Below are 24,105 nucleotides of genomic sequence, written 5' to 3' on the forward strand. Positions count from 1 at the left end.
GGCTGGGGGCGGGATCAGTACTTCCAGCTCAGACTCAGCATCGCATTGCGCGACGGCGCATAGTAGGACTGCGCCCAGTACAGGCTGGTCAGGTACTTGCGGTCGAACAGGTTGTTGACGTTGAGCGAGACATTGAAGTGCGGGTCGATGTCGTAGCTGGCCAGCGCATTGACCACGGCGTAGGAGCCCTGACGACTGACGATGGTCTCGCCGGTGGTCGAAGTGCCCTGCTCACGGAAGATCTCGCTCTGCCAGTTGACGCTGCCGCCTACCTTCAAGCCCTGTACCTGCGGCACCTGATAGGTGGTGGCCAGGTAGAGGGTGTTCTGCGGAATGAAGGTGCGCGTGCTGCTACCGTCACCATCGCGAATCGAGAACAGATGAGTCAGACCGGCACTGGCTTCCCAGCCTGGCGTCAGCTGCCCGGCCAGGGTCATTTCATAGCCTTCGACCTTGGTGTCCACGCCCTGGTAATAGGAGAAACCCTCAACGCTATCGAAGCCGGCGTACTCGGGGGTGTTGTCCTGCTTGGTGCGGAACAGGGCGAAGCTGGCATTGAGGCGGCGGTCGAACCACTCGCCCTTGATTCCGCCCTCGATGTTGTTGCCCTCGATCGGCTCGAGCAAGGCATGGTTGCGATCGACCTGGTGCTGCGGGCTGAAGATCTCGGTGTAGCTGGTATACAGCGAGTAGTTGTCGTTGAGGTCGTAGGTCAGGCCGACATAGGGCGTGGACTTGCTCTTGTCATACTGATGGCCTTCACCGACACGTTCGCCGCTGCTCTTGAGGTTGCTGTGGTTGACCCCGGTAATCAGCTTGAGCTGGTCGCTCAGGGCGAAATGCCCAGCCGCGTAATAGCTGCGGCGGTAGGTGGTGTAGTCGGCCCAGCTGGTGACACTGGCGAAATCCGGGCGCGGATAGTTGCCGTCGTAATCCCATACCGGTGGCAGCGCCACCCCCGCGGCATCGTCGCTGGAGGTCCAGTGCGCGCGGGTGCGCGACCAGTTGCTGCCCAGCACCACCTCATGGGTACGACCGAACAGCTCGAACGGCCCCTTGACCGAGGCATCGCCCAGCAGCTGGCGCTCGGTACGGTCGAACTTCGACGCATAGGTGGTCAGTCCCAGTCCCGTGCTTGCATCCGGCACGCCGCCGGCCATGAGCATTTCGGCGTCGGAGCCGATCTCGCGGTAGTTGAGGGTCACCTGGGTCTGCCAGCCGCCGCCCCAGTCGGTTCTCAGCTCGGCGAAGGTCTGTTCGTCATCGGTATCCCAGTAGCTCCAGTCCGGCGCGGTATTGTGCGAACGGTCGTAATGCACCTTGGAGCCGTTGGTGTAGTACAGCGAGAGCGCGCTCCACATGATGCCTTCCGGGCGGTTGCGCTGTTTGGAGTAGCCGATGGTCGCGGTGCTGCTATCGGTCAGGTCGGCCTCCAGAATGCCGGAGAACAGCGTCTTGCTCGGCTGGTAGCGATCCAGGTAGGAGTTGCCCTCCTGCCCGGCGACCAGGGCGCGCCCGCGCAGCGTGCCGCTGTCGTTGAGCGCGCCGGACACATCGGCCTCCAGGCGTCGGGTCTGCCAGGAGCCATAACTGAAGCCCAGCTGCGCCTGGGTTTCGCGGGTCGGGCGCTTGCGCACGAAGTTGATCGTCGCCGATGGGTTGCCGGGGTTGGAGGTCAGGCCATTGGCGCCCTTGAGAATCTCGATACGGTCGTAGAGGAAGGTATCGATGTCGCCCATCTGCTCTTCAGAAGAGAACGGCACACCGATGCCATCGATCTGGAAGTTGTTCACGTCCAGGCCACGCGCGGTGAAGTAGGTGCGATCGGTCTCTACCCGCTGCACGCCGATGCCCGCCGCCTGCAGGGCATCGTTGGCGCTGCCGAGCTTGAAGTCATCGAGTTGCTGACGGTTAACGCTGGTGATGGTTTGCGGCGTTTGCCGCGGCGTCAGGTCGAGCTTGGTCGCCGTGCCGCTGCGACCCAGGGTGTAGGAGTCGCTCTGCTCGGTGACGACCGGCGGCGCCTGGTTGACGCCGGTAACGCTGACCGGCTGCAGCACCACCGCCTCGCCTTCTTCCTCGGCTGCGGCGGCCACCACCGGCCAGGCCAATGGCGCCAGGCACAGGGCCATGGCCAGTACGCGAGAGCTGCAGGTAGCGCGCAAGCGCGCCGGGTGTTGTGAGTAATACATCGATTTCATGGGCAGACACTTTTTCTTGGTTGAGTTGGATAAGGCGTGGACACAGCACAAGGGGACATCAGCTCATTGCAGCAACCTCCATGTCGGGCCGATACGCGCGCCTTAGCGACGCTCGGCAGCCAGGGCCTGGCCCATCACCTGGCGATACCAGCCGTGGAAGTGCTGCATGCCCTCCTCCAGCGGTATCTGGTACGGGCCGCTGTCATCGACGCCGCGCTGATACAGCGCACGCCGGCCGGCATCGGTTCGCTCGGCGATCTCGTCGTCCTCGATGGCGGTTTCCATGTAGGCGGCGCGGTGCGCCTCGACCAGCTCGCGATTGCCTTCGCACAGCGCCTGCGGGTAATAGAACTCGACGACGTTGAGGCACTCGTGCACGCCCTTGGGGTAAACGGTGGAAAGCACCAGGGCGTGGGGGAACACCTCGATCATGTGAGTCGGGTAGTAGCTGGCCCAGATCGCACCGAAATCCGGCGCGGCATCGCCATGCACGGCCATCAGGCCTTCATGCCAGGCGCGGTAGGTATCGGTGCCGGCACGCGCCAGGTTGGGGTTCACGTTGATGCGCTGCAGGCTGTACCAGTCGCCGTAGTCCCACTGCAGCCCCTCGCTGCGCACGTAGCGGCGCAGGCCGGGATGGAAAGAGGCGATGTGGTAGTCGTCGTTGTAGATCTCGATGAAGGTCTTCCAGTTGCACTTGCACGGGTGCATCTCGACGTGGTCGAGCTGGTAATCGGAGAAGTCCATGTCCGGGCGGCGGAACAACGCGCCGATGTCGGCGACCGGGTCACGCGGCCCCTCGAAGAGAAAGCCGGCAACGTTGTGCAGGGGGTAGCGCGGCAGGTTGCGGCAGGGCTTTTGCGGAAACTTCGGCGCACCGACGATCAGCCCGCTGGTGTCGTACGTCCAGGCGTGCAGCGGGCACATGATGCGATTGCCGGTGGCGCGCAGATTGCCACGGCGCACGGTGCTGGCATCGCTGCCCGGGCTGAAGTCGCCGAGCATCAGTGCCTGACGGTGACGGCACACGTTGGAGAGCAACTCCACGCCATGTTCGTTACGCACCAGGATGCGGCTGTGCTCCTCGTGCGGCAGCGCGTACCAGTCGCCCAGCTCGGGCACCATCTTCTCGTGGCCGATGTAGTTGGCGCAGTGGCGGAAGATCAGCTCCTGCTCGCATTCGTAGATCGCCGGGTCGCAGTAGCTATGAATCGGCAGCTGCGGCTCGGTGGCGCGAAAATCGTAGGGCGTGGCGGCAAACTGAGCGGTACGACTGGGGTTGTACATGCTTGGCTCCTTGCAGCGAACTCAAGGCTGGCTGGCAGCCGCGAGCTGAAACCGGCCTGCACCGATCCCGCCCGCGTAGACGCGCCAACGCCTCAGGCTCTGGGCTATGGCCCAATCCGGACCATGGAAGTCGTTGCCCCGCCAGGCACCGCCTGACGGGGCAGGCAGCTAGCGCTGCAGCTCGGCGATACGCCGCGGCGCTGGCTCGTGCTCGACACGAGGTGCGAACGGTGCGACCGGGTTGGCCAGCGGCTCGGCCATGATCAGGCTCCCCGCCGGGTTCGCCAGGTCGACCATCTGCAGGTTGTTCTTCAGTTGCAGGCGGTTCAGGCACGAATGCAGGAAGCTCGGCGCGAAGAAGTCGTAGCGCGCGAAGCGCTCGGCCAGCTCCGGGTGCGCGTGCTGATAGTCGATCACCGACTCGGCGACACCGCGCCAGAATTCGGTCTCGCTCATGCACTGGTTCTCTTCGAGAATCTGGCTCATATGGCGGAACACGCCGTCGAACACGTCGATGAAGATGCCGAGAATCTTGTAATCCTCCGGCACGTCCACGGCCAAGCGCTCCAGGCCCGGCGGCATTTGCGCGTCCTTGTCGAGAATCGCCGACTCCTCGGCGATGTCCTTCATGATCGCGCGCACCGGCACGTGGCCGTCGAGCACCAGAATCAGGTTCTCGCCATGCGGCATGAACACCAGGTGGTGCGCATAGAAGCAGTGCATCAGCGGTCGCAGGAAGGCGTCCATGTAACGACGCATCCAGGCCCGCGGCGCCAGCCCGGAACGGCGGATCAGCTCGGGTAGCAGGGCCTGGCCCTGTGGGTCGACGTGCAACAGCGCGGCCATGGTCATCAGCCGTTCGCCGCTTTTCAGGCGGCTAGCGGGGCTCTCCCGCCACAGCGCTGACAGCATCTTCTTGTACGGGCTGTCGGTCTCCAGCGCCGCCTCGTAGTAGCGGTTGCGATAACCCACCGAGGCGACTTCGCGCAGGATGCTGAAACCGTATTCACGCAGCACCGGATCGCTGCTGATCAACTGGTCCAGATAGGCGTTGATCGCTGGCGTGCCGGCCATGTAGTACGGCGACAGGCCGCGCATGAAACCCATGTTGAGGATCGACAAAGAGGTCTTCACGTAGCAGCGCTGCGGCTGCGACATGTTGTAGTAGGTACGCAGCGACTGCTGGGCGACGTACTCGTCGCTGCTGCGCCCCAGCGGCACGATTTTGCGCTGGGCGATGTCGGCGGCGAACATCAGGCTCAGCTTGCTGAACCACTGCCAGGGATGGGTCGGCATCAGCAGGTAGTCATCGGCATTCAGCCCCTGCTCGTGCAATTGCTGGCGGTAGGCCTGCAGCTGCGCCTCGCCCAGTTCCTCACGCAGCAATTGTTCGTGATCCAGCCCAGGTACGGCGGCGAAGTGCGCGTTGTCGCGGTGCACAGCAAGCCAGATGATGGCGAAGCGCGAGCCGGTTTCCGGTGCGTAGGCGTGGTAGTCGAAGGCGTTGAAGCCCAGGCGACCGTTGTTGGCGACGAAGCCTGGGTGGCCCTCGATCATCGCAGCCTCGATGGTCTGGTAGTCGGCGTCGGCCAGCTCGGCGCTGCTCAGCGCGCGCTCGCCGTGCTTGAAAGCTGCGCCGTAGAGCGTGCTGCTGATTTCATCCAGATACACCGGCAGCTTGTCCGCCGGAATGCCCAGCGTACGCTTGAAGTCGATGACGAAGGTCAGCGCATCGAGCGCCTGCGGCTGGCCATCGAGCAGGCGTTCGATGCTGGCCGGCTCGATATGCCAATGACGCAGGGCCATGGTGCGCGCTTCGAAGCGATACACGCAGCCCTCGGTGTCGGCCGCCAGCTCGTAGCGCTGCCAGCCTTCGCGTTCGGCCGCACCCAGCACCTGCGGGCTGAACAGCTGCTCATGGGCGTATTCGGCGATGGCCTTGCGCACCAACAGGCGATTGACCTTGCGCCACAGCTCCGGGGTGAGGTGGGCGACGGCAGCGACAGGATGATCCAGACGAGGAGAAGTCATAGCGGGCTTGATCCTTCAAGTGATTGGAAAAAATCGGCGGGCGTGCAGAACGCCAGCAGTGCGGTCTTGGCGGGCAGCTCCACGGGCCCTTGCTCGACGAAGCCGACCAGGCGATTGAGGCGATGCACCTTGTGATTGCGAATGTCCGGCTCCACCACCACGCGGCGCGCACCGAGTTCGTCGAAGAGAAAGGCCATCACCGCGCGCAGCACGTCACGGGTGAAGTGGCGAATCGGCTGAGCGCTCGGGCCGACGAAAAAGTGCATGCCGAGATCACCAGGCTGCACCGCATAGCGCTTGCCGAGCGGGTCGTGCCGGGGGTCGTAGCACTCCATGACGAAGGCCGGCGCGCCACGGTAGAAACCCATGAAGGCACGCATATGGCCGCTGCCCAGGGCGTCGGCGTAGAAGTCGCGGGTCGCCTCCAGGGTCATGTCCTGCATGTTCCAGTAGTGGGCGTAATCCATCTGGTACCAGGGGTGGATCACCGCAACGTCCTCGTCGAGGCGCAGCGGACGCAAGGTGAAATGCGGGTCGAGCTGCGCTTGTGGCTGGCTCAGCGCAATGGCTTCAGTTGGCATGGCAGAGTTCTCCCTGAGCGGCGTGCCGGCGGTCGACGCCGAACCAGCCGCGGTCGATGATCGCCGTCAACAGCAGGCCTGCCGCAGCGATGACGAAGGTCAGCGGAATACCGACCAGGTTGACCAGGAACCCGGCGCCGAACGAAGACAACAGCACGCCGAGGTTCTGGAAGAAGTTGGTGACGCCAAAGTCGCGGGCATAGGCATCCGGCGTGCTGACCTTGAACAGGGTGACCTCGAGCTTGACGATCACCTGATACAGCGCCCAGCCATACAGGCAGCGGCCAATGATGATCAGCTCCAGCGACTCGCTGGCCTGCAGTGCCAGTCCCAAGGCACCGAGCAGCAGATTGAACAGGGTGTGATCGACCCAGCGTGGTTGCTGCACGACCAGGTGTCTGAGCAGTAGCGCGAGCAACGCGACGATGCCGGGAATGGCGAACACCAGGCCGGTCAGCAGCGGCTCGTGCAGCCCCGTGCGCGCCTCCCAGTACAGGGTGAAAAACGGCCGCACCAGGTAGGCGCTGAAGTCGAAGAGAAACATCAGCAGGCACAGCTTGAGCAGCGCCGACAGCGCCTGCGGGCTGCGCCGCGGCACCGGTGCCTGGCCGCTCTTCTCCTCGCGGCTGAGCACCTTGACCACCCTGCCCGTGCGGATCAGATAGAGACACAGCACCATCTGCGCCAGGTCCCCGGCCGCCATCAGGGCGATGCAGAAGCTCGGCCCGTAATGCTCCAGCGCCATGCCACCGACGGCAGCGCCGAAGATCGCGCCGATATGGATGACCACCGACAGCAGGCCGATCACCAGGCTGTGGTTCTGCGGCTCTTCCAGACGCATCAGGTAGGGAAACATCAGCAGGTAGCTGGCCTTGGTCATGAACATCATCAGGCTCAGCACCCAGTAGCTTTCTACGCTCGGCGCCCAGATCGAGGCCAGGCAGAACAGCGCCGCCGCGCCCTGGGTGTAGAGCAGCAGGTGCATGGTCTCGATGCGCCTGGCCACCCGCGCCCAGACCGGCAACATGCACATCACCGCAATCGAGATGGCAGCGATATAGGCCCCCACGTGTACCGGGCTGGTCACGCCGTAGCGGGTTTCGAAGAACTGCGGGTAGAAGGCGATCAGAATCGAATCGCTGATCACGCCGAAGCCCGACATGATCAGAATGGTGGTGCGCAGGTTCATGCAGAGGCGCTCCCCTGCCCGAGCGCGACGAAGCCGCAGTCAGCCGGCGGCTGGAAATCCTGGTAGGTGGTGCGCGCCTCGCAGGGATACGCATCACGCCCGGTCAGCTCATTGAGCAAGCGACCATTGCGCCAGCAGGCCAGACCAAGATCGGGGTTGGTCAGGCCGTGGCTGTGCAAGCCCACGTTCTGCACATAGATCTCACTATCCTGATGATCCACCGCCCAGTTCGGCGATGGCGCGTAACGCCCTTGTGCATCCCAGCGAATCCGCTGGCGAATGCCTTCGATGAAACTTGGCAGCTGGTAGCGATAGCCGGTGGCGAACACCAGCCCGTCGGTCGCGTGGCCATAACGCGCGCCCGTCTGAGCGTGCTGAAACTCCAGCTGCCACTGCCCGCCGGCAGCGTCTCGCCGGCATTGCTGCAACGCCAGGTTGGGCAGCAGCCTGACACCGGCAAGGCCCTGCTGCTGACGCTCGTCCAGGGTCTGGTAGATGCGCTCGATCAGCGATTGATTGATGCCGTTGTAGATACTGCGCTGGTCATCGAGGATCTGCTGCTTGACCCCATCGCCAAGGCCGTAGAAGTAGCGACCGTAGTCCGGCGTGATCAACTCGAGGGTGAGCTTGGCGTTCTCCATCTGGAAGAACCGCGGCGCACGGGTCACCCAGTTCAACTGGTAGCCATGCTGCGGCGCCTGCTCCAGCAGATCCTGAAAGACCTCGGCGCCACTCTGCCCACTGCCGATCACCGTGATGCTGCGGCAACGCTGCAGTGCCTTCTTGCTGCCCAGATAAGCCGAGGTATGCACCGCCTGGCGGGCATCGCCCGGGCTACAGCAGGCTGGAATATGCGGCACACCGCCGATACCGATCACCAGCTTGCGGCAGCTGTACTGGAAACCTTCGCCGGTATCGCCACGCACCCCGGCCAGCACATAGCCAGGCAGCGAAGCGTCGTACCAGACCTCCTGCACTTCATGCTGATAGCGAAGATTGTCCAACTGAGCCGCCGCCCACTTGCAGTAACGGTCGAACTCCTGGCGCGACAGGTACCAGTTCTCGCGGATGTAGTAGTTGTACAAGCGGCCTTGCTGCTTGCAGTAGTTGAGGTAGCTGAAACGACTGGTGGGATCGGCCATCGAGACCAGATCGGCGAGGAAGGGATTCTGTAGCGTGGTACCGTCCAGCAGCATACCGGGGTGCCAGCTGAATTCGGCCTTTCTGTCGAGAAACAGGCTGCGGCTCCCCAGAGGCTCCGCCAGGCATGCCAGCCCGAGATTGAAAGGCCCCAGGCCTATGGCAATGAAGTCGTAGGGCAATTCCGTGGTCACGTTGCGCCTCATCAGTCCGGATGAAAGTGGCCGAATACTAGACCTTGATGATAATGATTTGCAACAGCGTATAAGAACAAATACTTATAAGAAGACGCACGTCCTATCACGGCATTTCAGAGAGAAGCGCGAATAGAAATTGGAGGAACCAAACCCGCGATTCAGAGGTCTCGCAGGCTTTCAACGGGCGTGAAACGAAGTATTCAGAAGTGCGATATCAGACGCATGAAACACGTCCGATGGCGGCGGGATCGCTGCAGGATGACCACGGGGAAATACGGCAAGCCAGTAAAGGCCGGCCGTGATGAAGCAGAAGAAAGTGCGGAGAAACACACCAGATCGGAGAGGATGAAGATGGCGTCCCCTGCTGGAATCGAACCAGCATCTAGCCCTTAGGAGGGGCTTATTCTATCCGTTGAACTAAGGGGACCTGGCCCAGCGAGTGGTGTCGCCAAGACCGCGCGCATCTTAGCGGCGTCACGCGGTTTTGTCATGCCGTAGAGCCGCCGACCCGGTAATGTCTCAAGCGACAACCCCACCCCACACCGGCTCGGCGCAGGGTGGAGGCAGCCTCAATCAGAACAACCCGAGGCTGTGCAGGAATACCACCAGAATCCCCAGCGGCGTGACCACACGCAGCGCCTGCCACCACAGCGCGAACAGCTGTGGCTGGTCGATGCCGATGGATTCCTGGACCAGCTTGCGGCTCAGTGCCCAGCCCGCGAACAGCACGGTGGCCAGGCCTCCCAGCGGCATCAGCAGGTTTGTGGTAAGAAAGTCCAGGCTGTCGAAGAACGTCTTGCCCAGCAGGGTCACCTCGCTCCAGGCGTTGAACGACAGGACCGTACCCAGGCTAAGCAACCAGAGCGTAATACCGCTGGCCAGCACCGCCTTGAGACGGCTGATGCCGAACTTCTCGGTCAGCCAGGCGATGGTCGGCTCGCTCAGGGAAATCGCCGAGGTCAATGCGGCAATTGCCAGCATGATGAAGAACAGCCCCCCGATCATCTGCCCCAGCGGCATCTGGCCGAAGGCAATCGGCAGGGTGACGAAGATCAACCCCGGCCCCGCGCCTGGCTCCAGGCCGTTGGCGAATACCAGCGGGAAGATAGCCAGCCCCGCCAGCAGCGCCACACCGGTATCGGCCAGCGCTACCATCAGCGCGGTCCTGGCGATCGAGGTCCCCGCCGGCAGGTAGGAGCCGTACGCCATCATCGCACCGCTGGCCAGGCTCAGGGTGAAGAAGGCATGCCCCAGCGCCACCAGCACGCCCTGTCCGCTGAGCTTGCTGAAGTCGGCATCGAACAGGAAATGCACCGCCTGCATGAAGTGCCCGGTGGTGGCCGCGTAGCCCACCAGCACCAGAAGCAGCACGAACAGCCCCGGCATCAGAAAGCGCAATGAGCGCTCCAGCCCGCCACGCACGCCGAAGGCGACGATAGCCAATGTCAGCAGCAACACCAGCGTGCCGTAGCCGGCCAGCTTCCAGGGGTTTGCCAGCATGGCACCGAACAGCGCCCCGCTGCTCTCCCCGTTCAAACCACTGAAGCCACCGCTCATGGCCGTGGGTGTATAGGCCACGGCCCAGCCGGCGATCACCGTGTAGAAGCTCAGGATCAGAAAGCCGGTCAGCACCACCAGAGTGCCCAGCCAGCGCCAGTGCCGACTGGCCCGCGCTTCCCTGGCCAGAGCGGCGATAGCCCCCTCCGGATTGGCACGGCCACGACGGCCGATCATCACTTCGGTCATCAGCAGCGGAATACCGATGGCCAGGATGCACGCCAGGTAGACCAGGACGAAAGCGCCGCCGCCGTTCTGCCCGGTGATATAGGGGAACTTCCAGATATTGCCCAGGCCGACGGCCGAACCAGTGGCTGCAAGGAAGAACACCCAGCGCGACGACCACAAGCCGCGCCCGGCGCTGTTGCTGGAAGCGCCGGCGATGGCGCCGGAAGCGATGCTGTCTTGACTCATTGGGACTGGCCCTCTTGTTGTTGTGAAAAGTCAGGAGACGGGGGTGGTCGACCCACCCCGTGATTGGCGCGCATCGGGGGTGCGCAGATCACAGCCCGCCTTGCAGGCGCTCGCGGGCCATGCGGTCGGCAATCGCGGTGGTGGTCGCGCCTTCACGTTCGGCGCGCTGGAAGATTTCCGTCAGGGTCGGGCCGATGCCTTCGATATGCGCCTTGAGCTGTGCAGCGCTGCCACCGGTGCGTTCGTAGCAGACATCGATGATGCCGCCGGCATTGATCGCGTAGTCCGGCGCGTACAGGCACTCGCGGCGACGCAGAAGCTCGGCCAGGCTGGCGTCGGCCAGCTGATTGTTGGCCGCACCGGCGATGATCGGCGCGCGAAGGGCTTCGAGGGTTTGCAGGTTGATGATGGCACCCAGCGCGCACGGCGCGAACACGTCCACGTCGAGGCCATAGATGTCGTGCTGACCGACCGCGGTAGCGCCAAGCTGGCTGACCGCGCGCTGCACGTTGGCTTCGAAGATATCCGTCACCCACAGCTGCGCACCGGCATCCTTGAGCAACTTGGCCAGGCCGAAGCCGACCTGACCGACACCCTGGATAGCCACGCGAACGCCCTGGAGATTCAGGCGGCCAAGGCGATGCGCCACGGCCGCCTGAATGCCGATGAACACGCCATAGGCGGTCGATGGCGACGGATCACCGTCACGGCTGCCACCCCCGAAAGCCTCGCGCTGCCCGGCGCCGGCCACATGGCGGGTGCGCTCGGCCATGATGCGCATTTCGGCCACGCCGGTGCCCGAGTCCGCCGCGGTGACATAGCGCCCGCCCAGGCTGTCGACGAAATCACCCATGGCCTGGAACAGCGCCTCGCTCTTGCCGTGATGCGGGTCGCCGATGATCACGGCCTTGCCGCCACCGAGCGGCAAGCGTGCCAGGGCCGATTTGTAGGTCATGCCGCGCGACAGACGCAGCACGTCGCGCAGCGCTTGCTCGTCACTGGCGTAGTTCCACATGCGGCAACCGCCCAGCGCAGGGCCAAGGGTGCTGTCATGAATGGCGATGATGGCTTTCAGGCCGCTGGCCTTGTCGTGGCCATAGACCACCTGTTCGTGCTGATCGAAGTCGACGTGAGTGAAGACGGACATCGGGTTACCTCGGTTTTCGGGTCGTAAAAGGCCGCCCCTCTCCCGCGTGGGAGAGGGTGGCAAAGGGGATGGGTCTGAGGCTCAGGCAGCCGGTTCGAACAACTGCACGGCGGCGATCTCGCTGACGGTCAGGCGTGCCTTGAGCTGCGTCGCCTGCTCGCGCGCCTTGGCCAGCGCCGCCTCCTTGACGTGACCGTAGCCGCGGATCTGCTCGGGAATCTCGGCCAGCGCCACCGCGGTGCGGTAATTGTCGGCATTGAGCTCGGTTAGCAGGTAGGCCACGTTGGCCTCGTATTCCTCGATCAGCTCGCGCTCCAGGCGACGTTCGGCACTGTGACCGAACGGATCGAGCGCGCTGCCACGCAGGAACTTGAAGCGCGCCAGCACGCCGAACGCCTTGAGCATCCAGGGGCCGAAGCTGCGCTTGCGTGGCTGGCCGGTGGCCGTATCGGGCTTGCTCAGCCAGCTCGGCGCCAGGTGGAACTGCAGTTGGTAGTCACCTTCGAACTGGGCCTCGAGCTGCTTGCGGAAGGTCGCATCGCTGTACAGACGCGCCACTTCGTACTCATCCTTGTAGGCCAGCAGTTTGAAGTAGTAGCGCGCCACGGCCTTGCTCAGGCGCTGCTGCGCATCGCTGTCGACCTTGCGCACACGTTCGACCAGCTCGCGATAGCGCTCGGCATAGGCGGCGTTCTGGTAGGCCGTCAGGCGCTGCACGCGGTCGGATAGGATCTCCTCCAGGGTGCTGCAATGCGGCGCTTCGACCACCTTGGGCGCGGCGAGTTTTTCCACCGCAGCCAGGTCATGAGCCGCGCGCCGGCCCCAGAGGAAGGCCTGCTGATTGAGCTGAACCGCCACGCCGTTGAGCTCGATGGCCTTGTTCAGCGCTTCGGCCGACACCGGAACCAAACCCTGCTGATAGGCATAGCCGAGCATGAACAGGTTGGTGGCGATGCTGTCACCGAGCAGGCGAGTGGCCAGGCGGGTAGCGTCGACGAAGCGGGTCTTGCCCTCGCCCACCGCCTCACTGATCGCCTCACGCATGGCGGCGCCAGGCACCTGGGCATCCGGGTTGCGGGTGAATTCGGCGGTGGCCGCTTCATGGCTGTTGATCACCGCATGGGCGATCTTGTCGTTGAGCTTGGCCAGCGCCTCCTCGCTGGAGGAAACCACCAGGTCGCAGCCCAACAGCAGATCGGTCTCCCCGGCGGCGATACGCACAGCGTAGATGTCGCTCTGCTGCGCGGCGATGCGGATATGGGTGATCACCGGGCCGAACTTCTGCGCCAGGCCGGCCTGATCGAGCACGGTGCAGCCCTTGCCTTCGATATGCGCGGCCATGCCCAGCAGCGCACCGACGGTGGTTACACCGCTACCGCCAACGCCGGGCAGGAGGATGTTCCAGGGGCGACTCAGGGCCGGTTGCTTAGGCTCCGGCAAGGCGATGAACAGCGCGCTCAGGCCAACGGCCTCAGGCTTGCGCAGGCTGCCACCGTGGACGGTGACGAAGCTTGGGCAGAAGCCTTCCAGACAGCTGAAATCCTTGTTGCAGGCACTCTGGTCGATCTCGCGCTTGCGCCCCAGTTCGGTTTCCAGCGGCAGCACCGACAGGCAATTGGATTTGACGCTGCAATCACCGCAGCCCTCGCACACCGCCGGATTGATGAAGGCGCGCTTGGCCGGGTCGACCAGCTTGCCACGCTTGCGCCGACGGCGTTTCTCGGTGGCGCAGGTCTGGTCGTAGAGGATCACCGAGCAACCTTTGACCTCGCGCAGCTCGCGCTGCACGGCGTCCAGCTCGCGACGGTGATGGAAGGTCACACCCGGCGCGAAGGTAGCGCGGGTTGGATACTTGTCCGGCTCGTCGCTGACCAGGGCGATGCGTTTGACGCCCTCGGCATGCACCTGCTGACTGAGCTGGTCGATGCGCAGCTCGCCGTCGATGGGCTGGCCGCCAGTCATGGCCACCGCGTCGTTGTAGAGGATCTTGTAGGTGATGTTGACCCCGGCGGCCACGGCCGCGCGCAGGGCCAGGTGGCCGGAGTGGAAGTAGGTGCCGTCGCCGAGGTTCTGGAACACGTGCGGGGTGTCAGTGAACGGCGCCTGGCCGATCCAGGTGGCGCCCTCGCCGCCCATCTGGGTGAAGGTATCGGTGCTGCGGTCCATCCACTGGGTCATGTAGTGGCAACCGATGCCGCCGAGGGCGCGGCTGCCTTCCGGCACCTTGGTCGAGCTGTTGTGCGGGCAACCCGAGCAGAAATGTGGCGTACGTGCGGTCTTGTGCTTGGGCGCGGCCAGGGCCTTTTCCTTGGCATCGAGGAAGGCCAGGCGCTCTTCGATGGTCGGGCTGCTGTAGATGGGCGCCAAGCGCTTGGCGATCACCCGGGCGATCATCGCCGGAGTCAGTTCGCCCAGGTTGGGCAACAGCGAATTGCCCTGCTCATCGAACTCACCGACCACCCGCGGGCGCTTGCCCACCGGCCAGTTGTAGAGCTGGCCGGTCAGCTGATCCTCGATGATGCTGCGTTTCTCTTCCACCACCAGGATTTCATCCAGGCCTTCGGCGAACTGGTGCACCGAGACCGGCTCCAGCGGCCAGCTCATGCCCACCTTGAGCACGCGCAAACCGACCTTGGCGCACAGCGCCTCGTCCAGACCGAGGTCGTCCAGCGCCTGGCGCACGTCGAGGTAGGACTTGCCGGTGGTGATGATGCCCAGGCGCGGGTTGGGCGAATCCAACTTGACCTGGTTGAGGTTGTTGGCCAGGGCGAAGGCCCGGGCAGCGTAGATCTTGTAGACGTTGAGGCGTTTTTCCTGCGCCAGGGGCGGATCGGGCCAGCGGATATGCACGCCGTCTTCGGGTAGCTGGAAATCCTCGGGAATCTTCACCTGGATGCGCAGCGGGTCGACATCCACCACGGCCGAGGAATCGACGTTCTCGGCGATGGTCTTCAGCGCCACCCAGCAGCCGCTGTAGCGCGACAGCTCCCAACCGATGATGCCGTAGTCCAGCACCTCCTGGACGTTGGCCGGATTGAGCACCGGAATCGACGCGGCGATGAACGCATGCTCGCTCTGGTGGGCGATGGTCGAGGACTTGCAGCCGTGGTCGTCACCCGCCAGCAGCAGCACGCCGCCGTGCTTGGAGACGCCGGCCGAGTTGCCGTGCTTGAACACATCGCCGCTGCGGTCGACACCCGGTCCCTTGCCATACCACATGGCGAACACGCCGTCGTAGCGGGCACCAGGGAACAGGTTGGCCTGCTGGCTGCCCCACACCGCCGTGGCGCCCAGCTCTTCGTTGACGCCGGGCTGGAAGTGGATGTGGTTTTCCTTGAGGTACTCGCGCGCGTCCCACAGGCTCTTGTCCAGCCCGCCCAGGGGCGAGCCGCGATAGCCGGAGATGAAGCAGGCGGTATTGAGTCCGAAGGCGGCGTCACGCTGCTTCTGCAGCATGGGCAGGCGGGTGAGCGCCTGAGTGCCGGTCAGGTAGAGGTGACCAGTAGCGAGGCGATATTTGTCATCCAGGCGGATTTCGGCCAGTGACATGGAGCGCTCCTTTTATTTTTATGGCGAGCACAGGGAGCGCGACGGTAGACACGCTCCGTTGAGTCCTGTCGCAGGATCACCGCGACGGATTTGCCTAAATCATAACTGGAGGGTTCCGCTTTTTTCTTTCTATTTTCGAGTATCGAAGGCGATACTTCGCATGATCCTTCCAACAATCACAATAAATTGGAAACAATCATGCAGGACAAGCTCAGCCCCATTGACCGCCGGATTCTCCGCCTGCTGCAACACGATGCCGACCTCTCTGCCGCCGAAGTAGCGGAAAAGGTCGAGCTGTCGCAGTCACCCTGCTGGCGGCGCATTCATCGCATGCAGGAAGACGGGCTGATCGAACGCAAGGTCGCCCTGCTCAACCACAAGCGCCTGGGGTTCGGCATCACGGTGTTCGTCGACATCAAGCTGTCGGCCCACGGTCGCGGCAATCTGGACGAGTTCGAACAGGCCGTGGTGGGCTACCCGCAGGTGCTGGAGTGCTACAGCATGGCCGGCGGTTCGGACTACCTGCTCAAGGTGGTGGCCAAGGATATCGCCGATTACGAGCGCTTCCTGCGCGACCACCTGCTGCAGCGCCCGCATGTGCACGAAGCGCACTCGCATATCGCCATGAGCGAGGTCAAACGCACCACCGAGCTGCCGCTGGATTAGACCCTGGCCTGGCGCCTTGCCTTGCGTGCTTGCAGGGCCGCCAGCAGTGATGGCCCGAGGGCGGTGAGCGCCGAGCCGAGCACCACTACCACGGCACCGGCGTAGGCGATCCAGTTGACCTGTTCAGGCAGCACATGATCCGGCCACCAGGTCGAAGCCAGGGCCACGGAGACGAAAGTCACCAGCGGTGTCAGTGCCAGAGTCGCGCTGACCCGCGAGGCCTCCCAATGCGCCAGCGCCTCGGCGAAAGCGCCGTAGGCGACCAGGGTATTCAGGCAGCAAGCCAGCAGTAACCAGCCCTGCAACGGGCTCAGTTCCAATACCTGCATTGGCTGCGCCCAGGGCGTCAGCAGCAGTGCGCACGCCAGGTAGATGACCATCATCACCTGCACCGAATTCCACGAGGTCAGCAGTTGCTTCTGCGCCAGGCCATAGAAGGTCCAGACGAAGGCGGCCGCCAGCACCGTCAGCACCCCGGTGGTATAGGCGGTCAGCGAGGTCAGCAGCTCACCCAGGCGCTGATTGAAGAACAGGCCGAAGCCCAGCAGCATCACCATCAGGCCAATCGCCTGGCCCAGGCTGAAGCGCTCGCGAAAGACGAACAGGCTGCTGATCAGCAGCAGGATCGGCGCCACCTGGATCACCAGCTGCGTGGTGCCGGGGCTGAGCAGGTTGAGCCCGACCAGATACAGCACGTAGTTGGCCGTCAGCCCGCCGATGGCCAGGGCCAGGAGCCAACCGCCCTTGCGTCCCAGCGGACGAAAACGCGGCAACCGGCGGCTCGCGGCGAGATAGGCCAGCAACAGAGAACCGGCAACGGCCAGGCGATACCAGGTGACCGTTACCGGGTCCATCACCTGGAGAACTTCTTTCAGTTTGATCGGCAGGATGCCCCAGAGCACGGAAGTGATCAGGGCGAGCAGCAGGCCGTACATCCAACGGCCGGAAGAAATGTGCATGGCAACCTCTGGCAGGCGGCCAACAGAGCATGTCGACCGCAGCAGAGCATTCTAGGAGAGGCATGCACACCGACACAGCAACAGTTCCGCCCGGTTGCCGAGCGAAACTGTACTGCTCAGCATCCGCAGGACGCCAGCCGACCGGCGCCAATAATCCATAAAATCCGTTAAAAGACGCTAACAAGCGGCCAAAATCTACCATCTGTCGTTTTGCCAAGCACGTCGCATTGGCCACAGTAGACTCAGGTTATCCAGCACCTGCAGATGGAGCGCTCGTCATGTTAGGCCAACGCAACCTCGACCCCCAACCGGGCACGCATTACCGCAGTTCACGCCTGAGCGCCGTCAACGGCCAATACTTCTTCGCCACTCGCGAAGGCACGCTGGAAGGCCCTTTTATCTCCCGCCATGACGCCGAGCAGAGCATCACGCGTTATATCGAGCGCATGGCCATGGCCGACAAGCTGCTACGCCATAGCAGCGAGCACATCGACAATCTGCAGCGCCGAGAAGCGATCAAGCACAATCAGGAGCTTTGAGCGCTCGCCACTTACAGACGCGCCAACCCCAAATCCCCTCTATGCGCCGCGAGATGCGGCAACACCGCGGCGAGCAGCGGCTCCTTGAAGGCATCCTGAAAGCGATGCGCCAGGCCCGGAATCAACTTGAGCTCCGCGCCCTTGATATGTGCCGCCACGTGAACGCCATGCATCACCGGCAATAGCGGATCGGCCGTGCCATGCACCACCAGCGTCGGCACTTTCAGGCGATTGAGCAGTTCGACCCGGCTCGACTCGGCAAGAATCGCCAGCAGCTGACGCTGCACGCCTTCGGGATTGAAGGCACGGTCATAGGCCTGCTCAGCCTGATGCAAGAGCAAGGCACGATCATCAAGCACCGCTGGGCTGCCGAGTGCCGCGAGCAAGTCTGCCTGCTGCTGCAGAGCGGCCTCGCGACTCCCCGCCTCGCGCCTTGCCAACAGCGCCACCAGCGCATCGCTGGGTGCAGGCAACCCTTGAGCACCCGAGCTGGTCATCACCAGCGTCAGACTGAGAACACGCTGCGGCGCCAGATCGGCCAGGTGCTGGGCGATCATGCCGCCCATGCTCGCACCCAGTACATGGAAGTTGTCGACGCCAAGGCGATCCATCAACCCCAGGGCATCGCCCGCCATGTCGCGCAGGTGATAAGGCGCACCGAGCGAAAGGCCCAGACGATAGCGCAGCACCTCGTAAGGCAGGTTGATGCTTGGCGCCGGTCGCCGCCAGGTGCTCAGCCCGACGTCACGATTGTCGAAGCGCACGACGCGAAAACCCTGCTGACACAGGCGCTCGACTACCTCGTCAGGCCAGTGGATCAACTGTCCGCCCAGCCCCATCACCAGCAACAGCGCCGGATCGCGCTCGTTGCCAATGCTTTGATAAGCCAGGCGCACCTCACCGACGTCCGCATAACGGGTCGGCTCGGACAGGTCGCAACGATTGGCCGCAAAAGACGGCAGGCCGCAAAGCAACGCGGCCATGAAAATGAATGCACGCATGAAAACACCAGAAACGCAGAACCCCACTGAAACGCGATTCTGGTGAAAGTCGTTCGACGGCGCTGCCACACAAGCGTGACAGTTTGATGAAGGAGGACGAACGGTTGCCTCAAAGGTGACCAGAGGCGCCACCCGGAGCGTCGCGAACGCCCCTCTCACTGAGCTGTGGAAGGGGCTTCAGCCGCGATTACCGGGGGATCAGGCCAGCTCGGCCCGCAACTGCCTGGCGGCCGCCACCATATTCACCAGCGCTGCTTCGGTCTCCGGCCAGACGCGGGTTTTCAGGCCGCAATCGGGGTTGACCCATAGGCGTTCGAGCGGGATCCGCCGCGCCGCCTTGCGCAGCAGATTGGCCATCTCGGCGCTGTCCGGCACCCGTGGCGAGTGGATGTCGTAGACACCTGGGCCAATCTCGTTGGGATAATCGAAGCGCTCGAAGGCCTCCAGCAACTCCATGTCAGAACGCGAGGTTTCGATGGTGATCACATCGGCATCTATCGCCGCGATGGACTCGATCACATCGTTGAACTCGCTGTAGCACATGTGGGTGTGGATCTGCGTTTCGTCACGCACGCCGCTGGCGGTCAGGCGGAAGGCCTCGGTGGCCCAGTCCAGGTAGTGCTGCCAGGCGGCCTGACGCAACGGCAAGCCCTCACGGAACGCGGCCTCGTCGATCTGGATGATTTTGATGCCGGCGGCCTCCAGGTCCACCACCTCGTCACGAATCGCCAGCGCCAGTTGCCTGGCCTGCACCTCGCGCGACACATCCTCACGCGGGAAGGACCACATCAGCATGGTCACCGGGCCGGTCAGCATGCCCTTCATCGGCTTGTCGGTCAGGTCCTGGGCGTACTTGATCCACTCCACGGTCATCGCCTCGGGCCGGCTCAGGTCGCCGACGATCACCGCCGGTTTGACGCAGCGCGAACCGTAGCTCTGCACCCAGCCGAAGCGGGTGAAGGCGTAGCCGTCGAGTTGCTCGGCGAAGTACTCGACCATGTCGTTGCGCTCGGCCTCGCCATGCACCAGCACATCCAGACCCAGACGCTCCTGTATCTGCACCGCGTGGCGAATTTCGCTGTGCATGACCTCGGTGTATTCGGCCGCACTCAGCTTGCCTTGCTTGAACGACTGCCGCGCCAGGCGAATCGCCGAGGTCTGCGGGAAGGAGCCGATGGTCGTGGTCGGCAGCAATGGCAGTTGCAGGCGCTCACGCTGTTGTTCGATGCGCTCGGCGAACGGTGACTGGCGCTGAGCATGGCGCGGACGAATCGCCGCCAGGCGTGCCTGCACCTCGGGCTTGTGAATGCGCGTCGATGCAGCACGCGCCGCCTGCACCGCGCGGCTCACCTCCAGTGCGGCTTGAACGGCGGCATCCTCCGGCGCCTCGAGAGCCTTGCCGAGCAATGCGACCTCCTGGCATTTCTGCACGGCGAAGGCCAGCCAGCTGTTGAGTTCGGCGTCGAGTTGATCTTCACGGGCCAGATCCACCGGGCTGTGCAACAGCGAGCAGGACGGCGCCACCCACAGCCTTTCGCCCAGGCGCTCGTGAGCGTGACGCAGCACCTCAAGCACCTTCTCCAGATCGCAGCGCCAGACGTTGCGCCCGTTGACCACGCCCAGCGACAACACTTTATAAGCCGGCAGGCGGTCGAGAATGGTCGGGTACTGCTCCGGCGCACGCACCAGGTCGATATGCAGACCGTCCACCGGCAGGTTGGCGGCCAGCCCCAGGTTATCCTCCAGGCCGCCAAAATAGGTGGCGATCAGCTTCTTGCACGGCTCGCGCTGAATCAGGTTGTAGGCGCGCTCGAAGGCGTTCTTCCACGCCTGCGGCAGGTCGAGCACCAGAATCGGCTCGTCGATCTGCACCCACTCCACGCCCTGCGCGGCCAGGCGCTGGAAGATTTCGCCATAGACCGGCAGCAGGCTTTCAAGTAACTCAAGCTTGTCAAAGTCGCCACCCTTGGCCTTGCCCAGCCATAGATAGGTCAACGGGCCGATCAGCACCGGTTTGACCTTGTGCCCAAGGGCATGAGCCTCAGCTACTTCTTCGAACAGTTGTTCCCAGCTCAGGGCGAACTGCTGATCCGCGCTGAACTCCGGCACCAGATAGTGGTAGTTGGTATCGAACCATTTTGTCATCTCCTGGGCGTGGGCGCCGCCACAGCAACCATGGCTGCGGTCCGTCGCCACGGCGCCTCGGGCCATGGCGAACAGGGTATCCAGGGTCGGCTTGCCGGCGGCCGGGCGAAAGCGCTCGGGAATCACGCCGAAGGCCAGGGAATGACCAAGCACCTGGTCGTACCAGGCGAAGTCGCCCACCGGCAGCAGATCGATACCGGCATCCTTCTGCAGCCGCCAGTGCTCGGCCCGCAGACGCTGACCAACGGCGCGCAGTCCGGCTTCGTCCAGCTCACCCTTCCAGTAGGCTTCGAGGGCTTTTTTCAATTCACGGTCGCGGCCAATGCGCGGAAAACCGAGGGAATGAGACAGGGCCATGTCGTGAAACTCCAGAATCAATCGAGATGGCGCCATTCTCGGCATCGAGCACGAGTGAGACAAACTCAAGATTTTCGCCTTGATCTATAGATTTACTCATGTAGGCTTTATGAACCACTTTCATCCAGTTCCGTTATTGGATGAGTGAAACCTTCACAGAGACCCAGCATGCTCGAGCTACGCCACCTGAAAACCCTGCACGCCCTGCGCGAGACCGACAGCCTGGTAGAGGCGGCCGAGCGCCTGCACCTGACCCAGTCGGCGCTGTCGCATCAGTTCAAGGAACTGGAAGAACGCCTTGGTCTGCAGCTGTTCGTGCGCAAGACCAAACCGGTGCGCTTTACCAGCGCTGGTCTGCGTCTGCTGCAACTGGCCGACGCCACCCTGCCCCTGCTGCGCGGCGCCGAACGTGACCTGGCGCGCCTGGCGGGTGGCACTGCCGGTCGCCTGCATATGGCCATCGAATGCCACAGCTGCTTCCAGTGGCTGATGCCGACCATCGACCAGTTCCGCGATGCCTGGCCGGAAGTGGAGCTGGACCTGGCCTCGGGCTTCTCCTTCGCCCCGCTCCCCGCACTGGCCCGGGGTGACCTCGACCTGGTGGTGACGTCCGACCCCATCGAGCTGGCCGGCATCACCTACGTGCCACTGTTCACCTACGAGGCCATGCTTGCCGTGGCCAACCAGCACCGCCTGGCGCACAAGGCCTGCATCCAGCCGCAGGACCTGGCCACGGAAACCCTGATCACCTACCCGGTTGAACGCGACCGCCTGGACATCTTCACCCGCTTTCTCGAACCCAACGATGTCGAGCCGGCCCAGGTGCGCACTTCCGAGTTGACGGTGATGATGATGCAACTGGTCGCCAGCGGTCGTGGCGTGTGTGGCCTGCCCAACTGGGCGCTGCACGAATACAGCTCGCGGGGTTACGTCAGCGCCAAGCGCCTGGGAGAAAAAGGCCTGTTCGCCACGCTCTACGCGGCGATCCGCACCGACATGCTCGACGCGCCGTTCATGCGCGACTTCCTGCTCACCGCCAAGGACACCTCCTTCGCCAGCCTCGAAGGCGTCAGCGTGGCGCGCTGAGCGTAGCCTCACGGGGCAAGGATCGAGCGAAAGTCGTAGGGCGGGTTAGCCGCCTGCCCCTTTCCGCAATCACCCCTGCAATGTCTGCTGCGGCGTAACCCGCCATCGGCGCAACGCGTTTCATCGCCTGGTGGGTTAGAAGCCCCGCCCCGGGGCGGGGCTCCTACACTCATGCATCCCCTCTAGGAACCGCGCCTCGCGGCGAATGAGGCAGTGAACGGCCACCCGCCAATTGCCTTGTTACAACTCCCGCCTTGCTGCATCGTGACCAACAGTCATAGCATGACCACCGGTCACGAACCCGGAACCGTCATGCGCTACCAGGATCAACTTTTCCAGCAGCGGGAAAACGCCCTGCTGCAATCCGCTCGCCAGCTGTTTCAGGAGCAATCCTGGGATCGCGTCACCATCGCTGAGGTGGCCCGTCATGCCGGCATTGGCAAGGGCACGGTGTACAAGCACTTTTCCAGCAAGGAGGCACTCTATGCGCGCCTGGTGCTGGATTGCTCGCGCCAGCATCTGGGCGAACTGCGCGAGACCGCGAACCAGGCACCGCCGCGCGAAGCCATGCGTCATGTGATTCGTCGCGCCTTCGAACAACTGCTGGCCGACCCGCTGCAAGCCCAACTCTGCCTGCTGTGCGACCGCCCCGCCTTCCAGGAACGCCTGGACGCGCCCTACCGTGAACAGTTCCTCGAACTGGAAGGCCAGTACATGGCCCTGTTCAACCAACTGCTGCAAGGCAGCTTCAGCGAACTGAAACTTTCCCCCACTGATTGCCAATACCTGCTGTGGGGCGTGGAGGCTTGCGTAAATGGCGTGATGGCACGTATTGCCTCCGGCGGCTTCGCCCATTGGGCAGAACCCATCGAGCTGGACGCCTATTTCCAGCGCGTCACCGATTTCATCATTGCCGGCCTGCAAGGCCAGGCCGCCGCGCTGCACACAGCGCCTGTACTCAGCGAGTAAACCGTCATGTTCGCCCAACTCAGCAAGCGTCCCTGGATCATCGCCATCGTCATCGCAGTCCTGCTGGTGGCCTGGCTGCTCAGCGGCGATCGTTTCGTCGCGCGCGACGAGGTCGAGCCCGACCAGCCCGCCACGACCGCCGACCTCGCGCGTGTCGAAATTCAATGGCTACAGGCCGAGCCGATGCAACGCCAGCATGTAGTGCAGGGGCAGGTCGAAGCCTGGCGCCGCGTGGAACTGCGCGCCCAGGTCAGCGGCAGCGTGCAGAACCTGGACCAGGACAAGGGCAGCCGCGTCGCTGCCGATCAATTGCTGCTGAGCATTTCGCCAGACGACCGCCCGGCCCAGGTCGCGCGTAGCGAGGCCGATGTACGCCAGCGTCAGAGCGACGTCACCGCCGCCAAACGCCTGCGTGAACGCAGCCTGGTTTCGGCCAACGAGCTGATGCGCCTGGAGAGCGAACTGGCCAAGGCCCGCGCGGAACTCGACAGCGCCCGCTTGCAGCAGCGCAACACCAAGATCAAGGCGCCGTTTGCCGGAATCTATGACCAGCGCATGGTCGAACTGGGCGATTTCGTCCAGCCAGGCCAGAGCCTGCTGACCCTGGTGGATATCGACCGCCTCAAGGTCAGCGCGCAGATCGCCCAGCAGCAGGTCATCCAGTTGGAGCTGGGCCAACCGGTAAAGGTGGAACTGCTCGATGGCCGCACACTGGAAGGCGAGCTGCACTTTATCGCCGCTGCCGCCGACCCCGGCTCACGCAGCTTCCGCATCGAGGTCAAGGTGGACAACCCCGACGGCCTGCGCCTGGCCGGCGCCAGCGCCACCCTGCATATCCAGACCGGAGAGGCCATGGCCCATCGCCTGTCACCTGCCCTGCTCAGCCTGGATGAAAGCGGCCGCCACGGCGTCAAATGGGTCAACGAAGCGCAGCGCGTGGAGTTCACCCCGGTGCAACTGATCAGCGTCGACAACCAGGGCGCCTGGGTCAGCGGCCTGCCGCCGAAGGTGGCCCTGATCACCCTCGGCCAGGGCTTCGTCCAGCCCGGCCAGCAGGTACGCACGCAACTCGCCGCAGAGGGCAGCTGAG

At 63.7% G+C, this 24,105-nt stretch carries 17 protein-coding genes and 1 tRNA gene; 5 read left to right on the top strand and 13 right to left on the bottom strand.

Annotated features, from left to right (window positions below):
* Nucleotides 1-14 precede the first annotated feature (14 nt).
* The 10 genes from BLR77_RS20625 to BLR77_RS20670 form a co-directional block, all read right to left on the bottom strand.
* Nucleotides 15-2,201 (bottom strand): TonB-dependent siderophore receptor, encoded by a 2,187-nt coding sequence (locus BLR77_RS20625; RefSeq protein ID WP_083366100.1) that lies wholly within the window; start codon nt 2,199-2,201, stop codon nt 15-17.
* 102 nt (nt 2,202-2,303) lie between these two features.
* Nucleotides 2,304-3,488, bottom strand: coding sequence for an aromatic ring-hydroxylating oxygenase subunit alpha (locus BLR77_RS20630; protein ID WP_083366101.1), 1,185 nt, complete (start codon nt 3,486-3,488; stop codon nt 2,304-2,306).
* 168 nt (nt 3,489-3,656) lie between these two features.
* On the bottom strand, nt 3,657-5,519 hold the full coding sequence (locus BLR77_RS20635) for an IucA/IucC family protein (RefSeq protein ID WP_074681333.1): 1,863 nt from the start codon (nt 5,517-5,519) through the stop codon (nt 3,657-3,659).
* Nucleotides 5,516-6,100, bottom strand: coding sequence for a GNAT family N-acetyltransferase (locus tag BLR77_RS20640; RefSeq protein WP_074681335.1), 585 nt, complete (start codon nt 6,098-6,100; stop codon nt 5,516-5,518). Before BLR77_RS20640 ends, BLR77_RS20635 begins: the two co-directional genes overlap by 4 nt.
* Nucleotides 6,090-7,289, bottom strand: coding sequence for an MFS transporter (locus tag BLR77_RS20645; RefSeq protein WP_083366102.1), 1,200 nt, complete (start codon nt 7,287-7,289; stop codon nt 6,090-6,092). The genes BLR77_RS20640 and BLR77_RS20645 overlap by 11 nt, the downstream gene beginning before the upstream one ends.
* A complete protein-coding gene (locus BLR77_RS20650; protein ID WP_162275022.1) occupies nt 7,286-8,623 on the bottom strand; it encodes a lysine N(6)-hydroxylase/L-ornithine N(5)-oxygenase family protein in 1,338 nt (445 codons plus the stop codon). Before BLR77_RS20650 ends, BLR77_RS20645 begins: the two co-directional genes overlap by 4 nt.
* Before the next feature lie 355 nt (nt 8,624-8,978).
* Nucleotides 8,979-9,053: transfer RNA gene (locus tag BLR77_RS20655), tRNA-Arg, on the bottom strand.
* 146 nt (nt 9,054-9,199) lie between these two features.
* Nucleotides 9,200-10,597: a sodium-dependent transporter gene (locus BLR77_RS20660; protein WP_074681339.1), complete on the bottom strand. Its 1,398-nt coding sequence runs from the start codon at nt 10,595-10,597 to the stop codon at nt 9,200-9,202.
* Between the two features lie 88 nt (nt 10,598-10,685).
* Complete coding sequence (locus BLR77_RS20665) at nt 10,686-11,744, bottom strand: Leu/Phe/Val dehydrogenase (protein WP_074681341.1); 1,059 nt, start codon at nt 11,742-11,744, stop codon at nt 10,686-10,688.
* 81 nt (nt 11,745-11,825) lie between these two features.
* Nucleotides 11,826-15,293, bottom strand: a complete 3,468-nt coding sequence (locus BLR77_RS20670; RefSeq protein WP_074681343.1) for an indolepyruvate ferredoxin oxidoreductase family protein — start codon at nt 15,291-15,293, stop codon at nt 11,826-11,828.
* A 198-nt stretch (nt 15,294-15,491) separates the two neighbouring features.
* Here BLR77_RS20670 and BLR77_RS20675 point away from each other — a divergent pair, with 198 nt between their 5' ends.
* Nucleotides 15,492-15,959 (top strand): Lrp/AsnC family transcriptional regulator, encoded by a 468-nt coding sequence (locus BLR77_RS20675; RefSeq protein WP_072425327.1) that lies wholly within the window; start codon nt 15,492-15,494, stop codon nt 15,957-15,959.
* Here BLR77_RS20675 and BLR77_RS20680 read toward each other — a convergent pair.
* On the bottom strand, nt 15,956-16,918 hold the full coding sequence (locus BLR77_RS20680; protein ID WP_074681345.1) for a DMT family transporter: 963 nt from the start codon (nt 16,916-16,918) through the stop codon (nt 15,956-15,958). The genes BLR77_RS20675 and BLR77_RS20680 overlap by 4 nt on opposite strands.
* Nucleotides 16,919-17,196: 278 nt before the next feature.
* Here BLR77_RS20680 and BLR77_RS20685 point away from each other — a divergent pair, with 278 nt between their 5' ends.
* Nucleotides 17,197-17,457: a DUF6316 family protein gene (locus tag BLR77_RS20685; protein ID WP_074681347.1), complete on the top strand. Its 261-nt coding sequence runs from the start codon at nt 17,197-17,199 to the stop codon at nt 17,455-17,457.
* A gap of 11 nt (nt 17,458-17,468) precedes the next feature.
* Here the strand turns inward: BLR77_RS20685 and BLR77_RS20690 are convergent, their stop codons facing one another.
* Entirely contained in the window at nt 17,469-18,458 is a 990-nt protein-coding gene (locus tag BLR77_RS20690) for an alpha/beta fold hydrolase (protein WP_074681349.1), read from the bottom strand.
* 198 nt (nt 18,459-18,656) lie between these two features.
* Nucleotides 18,657-20,960, bottom strand: coding sequence for a 5-methyltetrahydropteroyltriglutamate--homocysteine S-methyltransferase (gene metE / locus BLR77_RS20695; RefSeq protein WP_074681351.1), 2,304 nt, complete (start codon nt 20,958-20,960; stop codon nt 18,657-18,659).
* Nucleotides 20,961-21,128: 168 nt separating this feature from the next.
* Here metE and metR point away from each other — a divergent pair, with 168 nt between their 5' ends.
* The 3 genes from metR to BLR77_RS20710 all read left to right on the top strand — a co-directional run bounded on the left by metR (nt 21,129) and on the right by BLR77_RS20710 (nt 24,104).
* Complete coding sequence (gene metR, locus BLR77_RS20700) at nt 21,129-22,046, top strand: transcriptional regulator MetR (protein ID WP_061241551.1); 918 nt, start codon at nt 21,129-21,131, stop codon at nt 22,044-22,046.
* A 312-nt stretch (nt 22,047-22,358) separates the two neighbouring features.
* Nucleotides 22,359-23,015 carry a TetR/AcrR family transcriptional regulator gene (locus tag BLR77_RS20705; protein ID WP_074681353.1) on the top strand — a complete coding sequence of 219 codons (657 nt, stop codon included), beginning with the start codon at nt 22,359-22,361 and terminating at the stop codon, nt 23,013-23,015.
* Between the two features lie 6 nt (nt 23,016-23,021).
* Complete coding sequence (locus tag BLR77_RS20710) at nt 23,022-24,104, top strand: efflux RND transporter periplasmic adaptor subunit (protein ID WP_074681355.1); 1,083 nt, start codon at nt 23,022-23,024, stop codon at nt 24,102-24,104.
* Nucleotide 24,105 lies beyond the last annotated feature (1 nt).

The sequence above is a fragment of the Ectopseudomonas alcaliphila genome, assembly GCF_900101755.1.
GTDB classification, from domain to species: domain Bacteria; phylum Pseudomonadota; class Gammaproteobacteria; order Pseudomonadales; family Pseudomonadaceae; genus Aquipseudomonas; species Aquipseudomonas alcaliphila.